Source organism: Bradyrhizobium sp. WU425, assembly GCF_021052305.1.
Lineage (GTDB): Bacteria > Pseudomonadota > Alphaproteobacteria > Rhizobiales > Xanthobacteraceae > Bradyrhizobium > Bradyrhizobium canariense_D.
Genome location: NZ_CP088089.1, coordinates 84,038 through 98,787, shown reverse-complemented (window position 1 = coordinate 98,787; position 14,750 = coordinate 84,038). Strand labels below are relative to the sequence as shown.

Here is a 14,750-nt window from a genome sequence, read left to right as displayed (position 1 = left end):
CGAGGGGGTCCGACTTTCGCGCGCGTTTTGCGGGAGGAGGAGGCAACAGGCGGGACTCATCATACGCTGGACATGTCCCATCAACGCGAAACGGCCGACTTTCGCCGGCCGTTTCCAAAAATAATCTTGCGCGCGGCGGATCAGACCGCGGAAGTGATCCACTGCTGCAGCTTCGCCTTCGGCGCCGCGCCGACCTGGCGGGAGGCCATCTCGCCGCCCTTGAAGATCATCAGGGTCGGGATCGACATCACGCCATATTTCGACGCGGTCTTCGGGCTCTCGTCGACGTTGAGCTTCACGATCTTGACCTTGTCGCCCATCGCGCCGGCGATCTCGTCGAGCGCGGGTGCGATCATGCGGCAGGGGCCGCACCATTCGGCCCAGAAATCGACGACCACGGGGCCGTTTGCCTTGAGCACTTCGGCTTCGAAATCGGTGTCAGAAACCTTACCAACGGCCATGGGAGTACCTCGTACCTGAGAGAACGGCGCGACGGGAATCGCGCCAAGATCATGGCGTCAACCTATGAATGGCTCCTTGCCGGGTCAAGGACGCTCACACCGAGATGAAGAGATGCCAGCGCCGCGTCCAGCGCGGGAGCCGAAATCTCCATATATTCAAGGGCCTCGGTCCAAAGCAGGACGGCGCGGACAGGCTTTTGGGGATAAAGCCGCGATAGCACCGCCCGATAGAGCGCAAGCTGCCGGACATAGGCGGCGGGCGCCGCATCGGCGCTCCTGGGAGCCGCCTGATTGGTCTTGAAATCGACGATCAGGACCTCATCCGGCCGAACGACCAACCGGTCGATCTGCCCCGACACCAGCGCCCGGGCGTGGCCCGGCCGTTCCAGCCGGCCGACGATCGCGACCTCCGCCCGGCTGCCGGCCGCAAACACGGGCGCAAACCGTGGCTCGGCGATCAAGCTGAGCACCTTGTCGGCCAGCGCGGTCCGGTCGGCCTCCGCCCAATCCGCCGCGTTGCGCGCCATGAAGCCGAGCGCGGCCTCGCGTCGGCGCTCAGTGGCGATGTCGGGGAGCGATTGCAATAGCCGGTGCACCAGCGTGCCGCGTTGCAGCGCGAGCGCGCGGGACTGCACTGATTCGCCCGACTGCACGGCGCGGCCGTCCCCGGACGGCTGGCCGGAGGGGCGCACCGGATCGTCGTCGATGGTGTCGCGCGGTGCCGGCGTCCGCAGCCAGTCCGGGAGCGCGGTCGCCTGGTCCAACGAGGCCGCGGGCGTGCCCAGCGCCACGACATCCTCCGGTCGGGAGAAGCGCGTCGCCTTTCCCAGCGGCGTCTCGATCGTCTCTTTCGTCAGGCCCGAGCCGGCGAGCCCGGTGTCGACCAGATCGTACCAGCTCAGCTTGCGAACCGTCTTCATGTTGCCGGGCATGCAGCCGCCGACGATGAGCCGGTCGGCGGCGCGCGTCATCGCGACGTAGAGCAGGCGGCGATATTCGTCCTCGGTCTCCTCGAGCATCGCCTTGCGCGCCTCGACGACGGGTTTGGGATCATCCGCCTTGCGTCCGGCCCAGACCACCACCTCGCCGCCATTGCCGCGCGGGACATGGATCAGCCGCAGCCGCTGCGAATCCGCTGGCGACGATGTAGTGTCGACCATGAACACGACCGAGGCCTCCAGGCCCTTGGCGCCGTGCACGGTCATCACCCGCACCTCATCGCGGGAGATCTCCATGTCGCGCTTCACCTCGGTATCGGCCGAGCGCAGCCAGGCCATGAAACCCTGCAGCGAGGCGGGCGCCTTGCGCTCGTAGTTCAGCGCCAGCTCCAGGAACTCATCGAGCGCGTCATTGGCCTCATGACCGAGCCGGCGCAGCATGCGCGCGCGTCCGCCGTCTCGCCCGAGCAACCAGGCGTAAAAGGCGAACGGCGTCTCCTCGCGCGCCCGCGTTTCGCAGGCTTCGAGGCCTCGCAACGCCGCAGCGAATGTCTCGCTTGTCGTGGCATGCTCGCCAAGCGCGCGGCGCAGCGATCCCTTGCGGTCATGGGCCAGCTGGAACAGATCGTCGTCATCGAGCCCGAACAGCGGGCTCTTCAGCGCGACCGCGAGCGCGAGATCGTCCTGCGGCAGCAGCAGCGCATCGGCAAGGTTCATCAGGTCGATGATTCCGATGTGCTCGGTGAGCTTGAGCCGATCGGCGCCCGCGACCGGAACGTTGGCATGCTTCAGCGCCTGGATCACGGCATCGAACGCATTGCCGCGCCGGCGCACCAGGATCAGCATGTCGCCATAGCGCAAGGGACGCCGCTCGCCTTCGTGCCCGGTCAGCGTGCCGCTCTCGACCAGCCGCTTGATCTCGGTTTGGATCCGGCGCGCGAGCTTCACCTCGGGGCTGGTGGCGGCGACGCCGTCGAACGGCGCGCGCCAGCCCTCGATTTCCTGCCTGTCGTCGGCTTCCGCAAGGTCCCACAGCTCGATCACGCTGGGGCCGGCATCGCCGAGTGCATTGTGCAGGGGATGACCGGTCTCGAGCGAATGGATGCTCTTGTAGATCGCGGGCTCGCGGAAGACGTGGTCGACCGAATGCAGGATCGCGGCGCCGGAGCGGAACGAATAGGTGAAGGCGACCGGATCGAATTTCAGTCCGGCCGCCGTGAACTTGCGGTGCAGTTCGCGCCGGCGTGCATCGAATTCCCGGGGCTGGGCGCCCTGGAACGAGAAGATCGACTGCTTCTCGTCGCCGACAGCGAAGACGGTGCGGTTCAGGCCCTCGCGCGCACCTTCGCCGGCGGTGAACTCCGAGATGATGTGCGCGACGATGTCCCACTGCCGCGGACTTGTGTCCTGGGCTTCGTCGATCAGCACGTGATCGACGCCGCGGTCGAGCTTGTAATGCACCCAGCCCGAGGAAACGCGATCGAGCATCGCCAGCGTCTTGTCGATGAGGTCGTCATAGTCAAGCAGCCCGCGCTCCTGCTTCTCGCGGCGGTAGTTTGCGCCAGCCGCGGTCGCCATATGCAGCAGGGCCGCGGTGCGGTCGCGCATGGTCACCGCACGGCGCGTCTCGACCAATCCGGCGACGCGCTGCGCCTCGTTCTCGAACAGGCGGGCGACGGACGGGTTGTGATCGCAAAACTTCTTGGTCAGCACCGCCTTGCGCGGCAGCTTTTCGTCGGTGAGGAAAACGCTGAGATAGGCATCGACCTGCGCGGCGCCGGAAAAGACCTTTGCCTCGCGAAGCCGGCAGGCCTGGTCGTTGTCGGACTTGCTGCCGTCCTCCAGCGCAAAGGCGATCTCGTTCCAGCGCGATCGCGGCAGGAACGGACCGTCGACAATCTCCGTCTCGACGTCCTCGATGCGATCGTTCGCGTCCACCCCCAGCGCCGCTGCCATCTGCACGGCAGCCAGCTCCGCGCTGCCGGCTTCATCGGTCCAGGCCATGAAGTGATCGCGGCTCAGGCAAGCCTCGCGCACCACCTCCTTGAAGGTGACATCGGCGGCGCTCGCCATCGCGGTCAGCAGCGCGCGGCCGGTCACGCTGTCTGGGTCGCGCGCGGCCTCCAGCAGCACCTTCAGATTGGCGCGTTCCATCATGTCGGTCTGGTCGCGCTCGTCGATCACGGCGAAGCGCGCGGGGACATTGGCCTCGAACGGAAACTGCTGGAGCAAACGCGTGCACAGCGCGTGGATGGTCTGCACCTTGAGCCCGCCCGGCGTCTCCAGCGCACAGGCGAACAGCTTTCGTGCGTCGCGCCGCAATTTTGCAGTGGGATGCGGGATGCCGACCGCGCGGATCGCCGCATCGAGTGCCGTGTCGTCGAGCGTCACCCAATGCCCGAGCGTGGTGAACACGCGCTCGGCCATGTTGGCGGCAGCCGCCTTGGTGAAGGTAATGCAGAGGATCTTTTCCGGCGGCACGCCCGCGAGCAGCAGGCGGATCACGCGCTGCACCAGCACATGCGTCTTGCCCGAGCCGGCATTGGCCGACACGAAGGCCGACGCGGACGGGTCCGATGCGCGCGCTTGCCTGGCGCGCACCTCATCCGGGATGGGGCGCGGTGCCTTCACCATTCCTCGATCCCCAATCCACCGGCCGCGGACCATTCCTTGATCCGGGCGAGATCGTCATAGGCGCCGTAGCGATTGGTCCACATCGGCAGGTTCAACGAGGTATAGGGCTGGTTCTCGTCCTCGAAGGCGCGGATCAGCGCCTCGAGCTTGGCCCTGGCCTCGGCAGCCGCGGTGTCCGGCGGCTGCGGCTCGTCGCCCTGCTTGAACTTGAGTTCGAGAATGCGTTCTTCGCCCGGCGGATTGTTGCCGCTCAGGCGAACATAGACGAGCTGGCTCACGGACGCGCCGGCATCGATGTCGGGAAAACCACCCTCGCGCAGGATCGCGGCTTCCAGCGTGAGCTGCGGCGACAGGCCCATGCGGACCTGCTTGCCGGTCGGTGGCTGGCCGGTCTTGTAGTCGAGGATGGCGTAGCCGCCGCCCCGGCGCCGTTCGATGCGGTCGGCGCGCGCGGAGAGACGGAAGCTGCGCCCATGGTCGAGCGGGATCGAGATCTCGCCGCGAGTTTCCGCGGCGATCGCCTCGATCGCGTCGCGCCGCGCCGTCTCCCATTCGCCGAACCAGCGTGCGATGCGCTGGAAGCGCGGCCACCACAGCGCCCGCGCCTCGGGTCGCTCCATCAGCGGCTCAAAGTATTTTTCGCCGATCGCGCGCAGCACGCGCGCCGGATCGTCGGGCAGATCGGTGGCGTAGCGTTCCGTGAACTCTCCGAGCGCATCGTGGATCGCCGAGCCGCGGTCGGCGGCCGACAGCGGCATGTCGACGGGATCGAGCGCGTCGAGCCGCAAAATGTGTTTTGCGTAGATCGTATAGGGATCGCGCAGCCAGTCCTCGATCCCAGTCACAGACATCCTGAGCGGCCGGGTCGCGCGTGGCGGTCGCGGCTCGGGCTGCTTGATCGGCCTCACCTCGTCGGGCTGGTCCAGCGCGGCTGCGAACTGCACGTATTTCTCGCCCGCGCGAATCGCGGCCTTCCAGTGCGCATCGCCCGCGACCGCCTCCAACCGGTGCAGGAAGCGCGAGGCAACCGCCGGGGCACCGCCAGCCTTGGCGGAGTGGGTGAGGATGACCTCGTCGCCGCCCAGCAGTTGCGCAAAATCATGCGCGGAGAGGCCGATACGGCGTTCCGGCAGATCGAGGCCCAGCTGGTGCCGCATCGGCCGGCTCAGCCACGGATCGATGCGCGGCGCCGGTGGCCAGACCCCCTCGATCAGCCCGCCGACGATGATGCGGTCGGCCTGCATCAGGCGTGATTCCAGCGGTCCGTAGATCTGGAGCCGCGCGCCTGGCCTGTCCCGCCGCCGCACCGCGCGATCGCTGAACGCGGTCTGGAACACGTCTGCGTAGTCGGGCAGCGTGACCATCAGTCCGCTGGTCGTGCCGCCGCGCAGGAGATCGTCGAAGGCGCTCGCGAGCGCGAGGCCCTCGCGGTCCTCGAAGGCCACGGAAATGCCCTGCTCGTCGCGCGACAGCTCGATCATGATCTCGCGATGCCGATGCGCGAGTTCGGCGAAGTCATACGGTTTTGATGACGCAAGACTCTCGATCGGCGCCAAGGCTTGTCGTAAGGCATCGATCAGCGCCTGGATGCGATCGAGGTCTTCCGCCTTGAGACGTGCGCGCGGCTCGGCCTTATGCAGCGCGGAGACTTCGCTGCGCCACAGCTTGGCCAGCTCCTCGCGAAAGCGATTGAATTCGCGCAAGAGGCCGGCGGTGCCTGCAGGCGGGCGCGTGCCGCGCAACAAGGCGAGCTCCAGGCCTTCGATCGCAGCCTTCCATGCGCCAGGGGCCCGGCCGAGCCGGCATAGCGGATGCTTCAACATTGCGAGCAGCGTCGGCGGCTCCAGTCCCTTGGTCGCAGCCTCAGCTGTCAGTCGGGCAAAGACGCCGGCGGAGGTTTCCATCAGGACGTCGCCGCCGGAATCGTCGAATGCGAGATCCCACCGGGTCAGCGCGGCCATCACCCGCCGCGCCAGGGCGCGATCGGGCGTGACAAGTGCGGCGGATTTGTCGAGGTGCCGCGCCTCGCGCATCGCAATGGCGATGGCGAGCGCTTCCATTTCAGGGTTGGGAGCTTCGACAACCGCGAGGTTCTTCATGCCGCCGGTGATCTTTAAGGCCACATCCGGCTGCTTCAACCGGTCGTGCCAGATCTCGGTCTTGGCCGATGGCCGCATCGATTCGGAGGCGAGCAGATCGCGACCGCCTTCTGCCGGAGGCTTGAGAATATCGACGTCGCTGCGCTTGATGCCAAAGCGATCCAGCAGCGCGTGCATGGCATATTGCGGATGGTTCGAGACCGGATGCTCCGCGAACTTGCCGAGCGAGTCGCGGACGCCGCCGATGCTGCGCCAGGCATCGTCATCGAGATCAGTGTCGAGGCCGGGCAGCACCACGGCGCCATGCGGCAGCGAAGCGACTGCGTGGAGAAATCTTGCCGTGGCCGGCATCGAGCCGGTCGAGCCGGCCGCGATCACGGGACCATGGGGATGCGCGGTCAGCCGCCTGGCTTCGGCATCGATCAGGAGGTCGCGGCGGGCAGCGGGCTCGATGCGTTTGATCTCGGCGAGATGACCGGGCCAGGCGATGCGGGCGATGCGCAGAAATTCGAGCGAGTGCTGCCAGTAGCGGTCGAGCATATCGGGCACGAGGCCATCGAGCGCGCTCCAGTCGACGCCGCGCGTGACCATGTCGTCGATCAGGCGCGCGAGATCGGACGCGAGCGCCAGCGTCGAGGCGGGGCCGCCGACGACCAGCGGAGACAGCACCGGGCCCTTGGCCCAGGCCGCGACGAGTTGCGCCAGTGTCAGCCGCCGCTCGAGCTCGCCGAGCCGCGGCGGAATGTCGAGCGGCGTTGCGCCGGAAAACTGTTCGCCCTCATCGGCGAAAGCGAGCTCATCCTCGTCGATGTCGCCGAGCGCGACGATGCGCGGCAGCACGACGGCATCCGCCTTCATCTCGTCGAGGAAGATCTCGCGGACGACGCGCATGGCGCGCCGTGTCGGCAGGTACAGTGTGGTATCCGCCAGCCGTGCCGGCTCCTTGCGTGCCTCAAAGCCCTCGACCAGCCGGCCGTCGAGCAAGCCTGAGACGACGGTGCGCAGGAACGGAACTGAGATGGGAACGCTGAAAACGCGCATGAGCTGCCTGATTCGGGAATCAGGCGCCAATATAGGGAGGCGGAGTCAAATGGTCATGGGCGGAGGTGGGATAGTCCCCGCTGTTTGCCGGACCAGAACAGGTGCCGTAGGGGACAATGGCGCAGCCCTACGCCACGCTCTCCAGAAACGCCTCTTCCGCCGCGTGCACGGCATCAGGCGTGCCGACATGCATCCAGACGCCGTCGAGGCGAAGGCCGAACAGCCGCTCCTGCTCGTTGGCACGATCGAACATCTTGGTCAGCGAGAACTCGCCCGCGGGGGCATCGGCGAAGATCGACGGCGACAAAATCGCAGCGCCGGCATAGACGAACGGAACGACCTCTTTTTCCTTGCGCTTGCGCAGGGCACCGTCGGCCAGCATGCCGTAATCGCCGCGGCCGCTATAGCCGATGCTGGTCGCCGTCGGCGCCATCAGCAGCAAAATGTCCATCCGCGCGGGATCAAAGTTTTCGGCGAGCCGCGTCAGGTTGGAGCGTACGCCGTCGATCCACAGCGTGTCGGAATTGACGTGAAAGAACGGTGCGTCCCCGAGCAGCGGCAGTGCCTTGACCACGCCGCCGCCGGTGCCGAGCACCTGGTCGCGCTCGTCCGAGATGGTCACGCGCGGATGCTGGCGGGATGCGGTGTGATCGATGATCTGGTCCGGCAGGTAATGCACGTTGACCACCGCCTCGCTCACGCCGGCCCGACCGAGCTTGTCGAGCACATGGTCGAGCAGCGGCTGGCCGGCCACCGGAACCATCGGTTTCGGCATCTTGTCCGTCAACGGACGCATGCGCAGGCCGAACCCTGCGGCGAGCACCATGGCTTTGGTCGGTTTGACGGGCATCCTTCGCTTTCTCAGACCTACTGATCTCGCGTTCGCAGCAATCCTAACATGAGGTTCGACCGACCGCACCGCGTCTTAACCGCCTTAACCACCTGCCGTGACGCTTGTACGACAGGTGTTGCCGTTACGCCCCGATGGACGTTGACCGCGTCTTTTTCTTCTTGTCGCCGAGCTTGAGAAAGTTGACGCCGATCTGGTCGCCATTGACCCAGGCGAGCTCGCAGCGTCGGTATGCAAGTCCGGTGGACGATAGCAGCAGAAAAAACTCCTTCAGATGCAGGCCTTCGACTGAGCCGTCGATGGTCAATTTGGCGCCGCTGTCGGAGACGTCCTCCATGGTGCAGTCGCGCCGCCAGGTGCCGTCGATACCCATCATCTGGGCCGCGATCCCGCGCTCGAAAACAACCCGGCTGTTGCCGCGCTGGTCCGTCTTCACCGCCATCTGCCCTGCTCCAGCCCCGTAATCATCCGGCTGCTCCGCCGCCAGATTACCGGCGTCTTGGCTAACAGCCGGTAAATCGAGCCCTGAATCAGCCTTTTCAGCCCCTACTAGCCTTTTCAGCCTTGGGCCTCAGCCTTGGACCTCAGCCTTGGGCCTGCCTTTGGGGCGGCGGGACGTTGGCGAGATACCAGTCGCGCAGATGGGCGAGCGCGGGATGCGCCAGGGAGCGCTGGAGATAGGTCCAGATCCGCGGCTGGTGACGCAGATAATGCGGCTTGCCGTCGCGGCGGTTGAGGCGGGCAAAGGTGCCGAGCAGACGCGTGTTCCGCTGCGCCGACATGATGGCGTAGAGCTCGGCGAAGCCGGCCGCATCGAAGCTCGCCTCGCTGGCGCGGCGCGCCTTGATGTAGCGCGACAGCAGCGTCAGCTCGATCGTCTCGGGCACGTCGATGCGGGCATCCTGGAGCAGCGACACCACGTCGTAGGATTGCGGCCCCAGCACGGTGTCCTGGAAATCGATCAGGCCGACGCGTTCGATGCCGGTGCGATTGCCGAGCCAGATCAGGTTCGGCGAGTGATAATCGCGGATGATCCAGGTCTTCGGCGCGGCCTGCGCCTTCTGCAGCAACTCGCGCCACATGGCGAAAAATTCGGCGCGCTTCGCGTCGTCCAGCGGCGCGTTGCGATCAGGCAGGTACCATTCCGGCATCAAGCCGATTTCGATCAGCAGCGCCTCGATATCGAAGACGGGAATGGCGTAGGTCTGCCGCCCGAGCGGCAGCGTTTGCGGCAGCGTCTTGCCGTGCAGCACGGCCAGCAGATCGGCCGCGGCTTCGTAGCGTTCGGCGATCGGGCGCGGCGGATCGCCCTCGATCACGCCTTCGGTGCCGAAGTCTTCGCTAATCAGGAACCCGTGGTCGAGGTCGGAATGATGGATCGCGGGCGCAGAGATTCCTCGCGCGCGCAGGCCCTCGTCGATGGCGACGAAGGGTTTGATGTTTTCGGCGAGATGCACCGCGGCGCTGTAGGATTTTCCGTTGTACATGGCAGCACCATCGGGGCGCTGCGGCGAATTCATGAGGATGACGATCTCGTCGTCGCGCAGCAGCCGCGCATAGGAGCGGGTCGAGGCGTCGCCCGCCATGCGTTTGCGCGTTGCCTCCATGTAGCCGGATGAATCGAGGAATTCGCGCAGCGCCTGCAGCCGCGCGACGATGGCGGCAGCCTTGCCATGGCCGGTGATGTCGGCGGCGCGTGCATTCGAGCCCAGTGCCGGCCGGTGCGTCAGCGCGATGTCGATGCGGTCTTGAGGCATCGCCGACGGTGCGCGCTCCGGCCATTCGATCAGGACGAGAGTTGCTTCCGGCAGCGGCGACAACCCGATCTCTTCGAGCTCGCTCTCGTCCTCGACGCGGTAGAGGTCGGCATGCATCACCGGGAACGGTGGCAGCTCGTAGCCCTGCACCAGCGTGAAGGTCGGGCTCGGCACTTCCAGTGCATCGTCACCGGCGAGGTAGCGGATCATGGCCCGCGCCGCCGCGGTCTTGCCGGCCCCGAGATCGCCGGTGAGCGTGATGACATCGCCGGGGCCGACCAGCAGCGCGAGGTCGGCCATCAGTTGCGCAGTGGCCGTCTCGTTGCGGAGCGCGACGGCGAATGTGGTTGGCGCAGTCATTCGGCGGCGTCGCGATGCGCCGCCTGGTCGGTCGGGAAGTCACAGATCACGACCGTGCCCCTGCCCACGATCGAATCCACGCGGATATTGCCGCCATGCAACTCGACGAAGGAGCGCACCAGCGACAGGCCGAGCCCGGCGCCGCGATGACGCGAGCCTTGCGAGCGGCTCTCGAACCAGTTGAACACCTTGTCCTTCATGTCGGCAGGTATTCCAGGCCCGGAATCTGTCACGGTGAAGACCACACTGCGTTCGGTGCGGCGGGCGCTGATGCCGACGGTGGAATCCGGTGGAGAAAACCCGACGGCGTTGGCGAGGAGGTTATAGAGCACCTGCACCACGCGCTTCTCGTCGCCGGTGAAGCTGCCGACATCGGGCGCGATCTCGACCTTGAGGCGGATGCGGTCGGTGGCGAGCCGGTCCTGGAGACCCTCGGCGGCGAGCTCGATGGTCTTGCTGACGTCGACCGGGCCGAGTTCCAGCTTCATGGCGCCGGCGTCGATGGTGGCGAGATCCAGGATGTTGTTGGTCAGCGCCAGCAGCGCATTGGTCGATTTGGTGACGTAGTCGAGATATTCGGCCTGTTTCGGGGTCAGCGGCCCGGTCGAGGGATCGCTGAGGAAATGCGCAAAGCCAATGATGGTGGTGAGCGGCGAGCGCAGCTCGTAGGAGACGTGGTGGACGAAATCCACCTTCATCTGGTCGGCCGCCTCCAGCGCCTCGTTGCGCTCGCGCAGAGCGCGCTCGACGTTCTCGGTGTCGGTGATGTCCTGGAAGGTCAGCATCGTGGCGCCGTCGTGCAGCGGCCGGATCATGCCGTCGAGCACGCTGCCGTCCTTGCGCTCAAGCTTCAGCGGAATGTCGGCGCGGCTCTCGATCGAGGTGACGGCCTCGCGGATCTGCCGCCAAACGATCGCGTCGTCGAACAGCTGATGGCACCAGCCCTCGACCGTCTGGATGTGCGGCTCGTCGCGCATGGCGTCAGCGGACAGCTTCCACATCCGGACGAACGCCGGGTTGAACAGCTGCGCCCTGCCATTGCTGCCGAACACCGCAACGCCCTCGGCGAGGCTATCCAGCGTCTCACGCTGGACCCGGATCATGCCGTCGAAGCGGCGGGCGAGCTCCAGGCTCTCGGTGACGTCGTCGAACAGATAGGTGACGCCGCCTTCGGGATTCGGCGTGGTGACGACGGAGAGCGCGCGCCCATCGGGCAGGTACCAGGTGTCCTTGGCGGCCTCGACCGCGCGATAGGCCTCGTGCAGCTTGGCCTTCCAGGCGCGGAAGTCCGGCTGCTCCGGCAATTTGCGCGCGGCGCGAAGCTTGTCGAGCACGCTGGAATCATCGGGGTTGGCATCGAGAAAGGTGCGGTCGAGGTCCCACAGCTGGCGGTAAGAATCATTGTAGAAGGCAAGCCGGCGCTGGCCGTCGAACACGGCAACGCCGGAGGAGAGCTGGTCGAGTGTGCGGCGATGCGCTTCCGCCATCCGCACCAGCGCCGAGCTCAAGGCATCCGCCTCGCTGGCATCGATGGCAACGCCGACATTGCCGCTGCCGACATTGACGGCGCGCACGTCATAGATGCGCCGCTCGCCGCCGATCACGATCGGCAGCCGCGAGGTGAAATTGGCCGTTTCCTTTAGTCCCCGCTCCATCGCGCTCCGGTCGGCGCTGTCGAGCAGCTCGAGCTTGCGCTCCTGGGCATCGGTGATGCTGGCCGCCTCGGTCGCACGGACATAGGCCGGGTTGGCGTAAGCCAGCGCGCCGTTCTCGCCCTTGGCCCAGATCGGCCAGGGGGCGGCGGTCGCGAAGCCGCGCAACATCTCCGTCTCGTCGGAAAGTGCCTTGTAACGCAGATTGGTCTCGGCCAGATCGCGGCGGAGCCCCGAGAGTTCGCGAATCCTGACGATGGCTTGGCCACCGATGGCGCGGCCGATGGCCTCCAGCGTGTGGCCATGCGCGGTGGTGAGCGTCAGCTGGAACCCGTCGCCGCGGTCGCGCAGCGCATCGACGGCGTGATCCATCTGCAGCGCCGGTTCCGGCGGCAACCAGGTTCCAAACGCGAGCACGCGCTGGGGAGAGGAGTCGCGCGGCAGCACCATGGAGATGTCACCGGAGATCTGCGCGCGATTGTCGCCAGCCGGCCAGGAGATCAGGATCTGCGGCTCGGCAAACAGCAATGCGCCGAAGCGGTCGGCCTGGAGCTGGAGTTCCCCGATCCGGGCGCGCAGCCGCGCCTCGTTCTTCGCCGTGCGCACGCGCGTGCGCATCAGGAGGATCGCGGCGACCACCGAGAAGCCGAGCAAGGCCAGCGCGGTGGCCAGCACCGCGAGCTCCTGCCGGTTGAAATCCAGCAACGTTGAGAGTGTGTCGACGAGGTCGGCGGCCTCAGCCGGCGCAGCCGGCAGCAGCGCTGCGAGAGCGCTTCCCAACAAGCCGTTGCGCACCAGCGATGTGCACGACAGCAGCGTCCGACGCATCGACACGATCACGCCTGACATAGTTGCCCCAAGATCGCACGAATTTGCGCGCGGCGACCCCCGTCGCGCGCGAATCAAACGACAATACCCTCACCGTGACTCCACCGGTAAGAGTCCAGATCGTGAACGCAACGGCGGTCCCAAAAAAATGCCGGAGGCGGTGTTCCAATTCGCGTAATTCCTCGGGTGATTCGGTGTGTTAGCGGCCGGTCGAGCCGAATCCGCCGGTCCCGCGATCGGTCGCGGACAATGTCGACACGGGAACCAGCGCGGCCTGCACCATTGGCGCAATCACCATCTGCGCGATGCGCTCGCCGCGCTTGACCACGAAGGCGGTCTGGCCGTGGTTGATCAGGATCACCTTGATCTCGCCGCGATAGTCCGCGTCGATCGTGCCCGGTGAGTTCAGCACGGTGACGCCGTGCTTGGCCGCAAGCCCGGAGCGCGGCCGCACCTGCGCCTCGTAGCCGGGCGGCAATGCGATCGCGAGTCCCGTCGGCACCAGCGCGTATTGGCCGGACGCGAGCGTCAGCGGCTCGTTCTCGGGCACCGCCGCCATCAGGTCGAGACCGGCGGCATCATTGGTCTGATAGGCCGGCAGCGGCAGCCCCTCCGCATGGGGCAGGCGTTGCAGTTCAACGGTGACTTTGGTGCTCAAGATGCGGGCTCCCGGGATTTGCCGGTCACGCTCTTTGCGATATGCGCGACCAATCGAATGGCGACCTGTTCCTTGGTCATCGCCGGCCAGGAATCAACTGCAATCTCGCCATCCTTCTCATCGTTCTTCTCACCGCTCTTGCTGATGAGGTGCACGGTGTTGCGGTCTCCGCCCATCACCCCGGTTGCGGGGGAGACGTCGTTGGCGACAATCCAGTCGCAGCCCTTGCGGGCAAGCTTCGACTTGGCGTTGTCGATGAGGTGCTCGGTCTCGGCGGCAAAGCCGATCACCAGTGGCGGCCGCTGGTCGGTCAGCTTGGAGATCGTCGCGAGGATGTCGGGGTTTTCGACCAGCTGGAGCGGCGGCATGCCGGCCGAAGTCTTCTTCAGCTTCTGCTCGCCTTCATTGGCGACCCGCCAGTCGGCGACGGCGGCGGCGAAGATCGCGATGTCAGCGGGGAGCGCGGCCTGCACCTGCTCCAGCATCTGCCGTGCCGATTCCACATGCTTGACTGTCACGCCCTGGGGATCGCTGAGATCGACCGGGCCGCTGACCAGGATTACCTCGGCGCCCGCGGCCTGTGCCGCGGCGGCGATCGCAAAGCCCTGCTTACCGGAGGATCGGTTGGCGATGTAGCGCACCGGATCGATCGGCTCGTGGGTCGGACCAGCCGTGATCAGCACGCGCTTGCCGGCGAGGGGGCGAGACACCGGCGGCCGCAGCAGTCGCTCGGTGGCAGCCGCAATTTCGATCGCCTCGGACATGCGACCGATGCCGGCTTCACCGGCTTCCGCCATCTCGCCGGAATTCGGCCCGATCAGCATCACGCCGTCGCGTTGAAGTTGCGCGACGTTGCGCCGCGTCGCCGCGTTGTTCCACATCAGCGGGTTCATCGCCGGCGCGAGCAGGACCTTGCGGTTGGTCGCAAGCAGGATGGCGCTGGCGAGATCGTCGGCATGGCCGTTGGCCATCTTGGCCATCAAATCCGCGGTCGCAGGCGCCACCACGATCAGGTCGCACTCGCGCGCCAGCCGGATATGACCGGCGTCGAACTCGCTCTCGGGATCGAACAGGTCGGTGTGGACGCGCTCATGCGAGAGCGCGCTCACGGCCAATGCCGTGACGAATTGTTGCGCCGCCTTGGTCAGCACGCAGCGGACCTCGATCCGCCGCTCCTTGAGCCTGCGGATCAGGTCGAGCGATTTGTAGGCCGCGATCCCGCCGCCGATGATCAGGGTGACGTTGGCCTCGGGGAGGGCGCCGCTGCGCTGGGGCGTGGGGGTGGCGGAAGCCGCGGGCGGCGCCGTGAACGGCGTCAGGGGCTCCTCGCGGCCCTCGATCAGCTCGCCGAGGATGACCCGGACCTCTTCCTCGACCGACCTGCGGTTCCTGGCCGAGCGCAGCCTAAGGTAAGTTTTGATGCCTTCATCGAGCTTGCGAATGGTCAGGCTCGCCATGACGCCCCTCCAGCA

9 protein-coding genes are annotated in these 14,750 nt (G+C 66.5%); all 9 read right to left on the bottom strand.

Features of this window, described 5'->3' with window-relative positions; translation table 11 throughout:
- Nucleotides 1–140: 140 nt before the first annotated feature.
- Complete coding sequence (gene trxA / locus BcanWU425_RS00405; protein ID WP_007598398.1) at nt 141–461, bottom strand: thioredoxin; 321 nt, start codon at nt 459–461, stop codon at nt 141–143.
- Between the two features lie 62 nt (nt 462–523).
- Nucleotides 524–4,033 carry a double-strand break repair helicase AddA gene (gene addA, locus BcanWU425_RS00400; RefSeq protein WP_231189589.1) on the bottom strand — a complete coding sequence of 1,170 codons (3,510 nt, stop codon included), beginning with the start codon at nt 4,031–4,033 and terminating at the stop codon, nt 524–526.
- On the bottom strand, nt 4,027–7,173 hold the full coding sequence (gene addB, locus BcanWU425_RS00395) for a double-strand break repair protein AddB (RefSeq protein ID WP_204513031.1): 3,147 nt from the start codon (nt 7,171–7,173) through the stop codon (nt 4,027–4,029). The genes addA and addB overlap by 7 nt, the downstream gene beginning before the upstream one ends.
- Before the next feature lie 127 nt (nt 7,174–7,300).
- Nucleotides 7,301–8,023 (bottom strand): nucleotidyltransferase family protein, encoded by a 723-nt coding sequence (locus BcanWU425_RS00390; RefSeq protein ID WP_018455770.1) that lies wholly within the window; start codon nt 8,021–8,023, stop codon nt 7,301–7,303.
- 124 nt (nt 8,024–8,147) lie between these two features.
- Nucleotides 8,148–8,465 (bottom strand): PilZ domain-containing protein, encoded by a 318-nt coding sequence (locus tag BcanWU425_RS00385; protein ID WP_007598394.1) that lies wholly within the window; start codon nt 8,463–8,465, stop codon nt 8,148–8,150.
- Nucleotides 8,466–8,607: 142 nt separating this feature from the next.
- Nucleotides 8,608–10,140: a tRNA (adenosine(37)-N6)-threonylcarbamoyltransferase complex ATPase subunit type 1 TsaE gene (gene tsaE / locus BcanWU425_RS00380; protein ID WP_204513032.1), complete on the bottom strand. Its 1,533-nt coding sequence runs from the start codon at nt 10,138–10,140 to the stop codon at nt 8,608–8,610.
- Nucleotides 10,137–12,641: a PAS domain-containing sensor histidine kinase gene (locus BcanWU425_RS00375; RefSeq protein ID WP_204513033.1), complete on the bottom strand. Its 2,505-nt coding sequence runs from the start codon at nt 12,639–12,641 to the stop codon at nt 10,137–10,139. Before BcanWU425_RS00375 ends, tsaE begins: the two co-directional genes overlap by 4 nt.
- 178 nt (nt 12,642–12,819) lie before the next feature.
- Nucleotides 12,820–13,278, bottom strand: coding sequence for a dUTP diphosphatase (gene dut, locus BcanWU425_RS00370; RefSeq protein WP_085362020.1), 459 nt, complete (start codon nt 13,276–13,278; stop codon nt 12,820–12,822).
- The gene (gene coaBC, locus BcanWU425_RS00365; protein ID WP_204513034.1) at nt 13,275–14,735 is read right to left on the bottom strand and encodes a bifunctional phosphopantothenoylcysteine decarboxylase/phosphopantothenate--cysteine ligase CoaBC; all 1,461 of its coding nucleotides are present in this window, start codon (nt 14,733–14,735) and stop codon (nt 13,275–13,277) included. Before coaBC ends, dut begins: the two co-directional genes overlap by 4 nt.
- Between the last annotated feature and the right edge of the window lie 15 nt (nt 14,736–14,750).

Bases quoted from the DNA above. Each gene is read 5' to 3' on its own strand.
- trxA (WP_007598398.1), bottom strand. From the start codon at position 461: ATGGCCGTTGGTAAGGTTTCTGACACCGATTTCGAAGCCGAAGTGCTC.
- addA (WP_231189589.1), bottom strand. From the start codon at position 4,033: ATGGTGAAGGCACCGCGCCCCATCCCGGATGAGGTGCGCGCCAGGCAA.
- addB (WP_204513031.1), bottom strand. From the start codon at position 7,173: ATGCGCGTTTTCAGCGTTCCCATCTCAGTTCCGTTCCTGCGCACCGTC.
- BcanWU425_RS00390 (WP_018455770.1), bottom strand. From the start codon at position 8,023: ATGCCCGTCAAACCGACCAAAGCCATGGTGCTCGCCGCAGGGTTCGGC.
- BcanWU425_RS00385 (WP_007598394.1), bottom strand. From the start codon at position 8,465: ATGGCGGTGAAGACGGACCAGCGCGGCAACAGCCGGGTTGTTTTCGAG.
- tsaE (WP_204513032.1), bottom strand. From the start codon at position 10,140: ATGACTGCGCCAACCACATTCGCCGTCGCGCTCCGCAACGAGACGGCC.
- BcanWU425_RS00375 (WP_204513033.1), bottom strand. From the start codon at position 12,641: ATGTCAGGCGTGATCGTGTCGATGCGTCGGACGCTGCTGTCGTGCACA.
- coaBC (WP_204513034.1), bottom strand. From the start codon at position 14,735: ATGGCGAGCCTGACCATTCGCAAGCTCGATGAAGGCATCAAAACTTAC.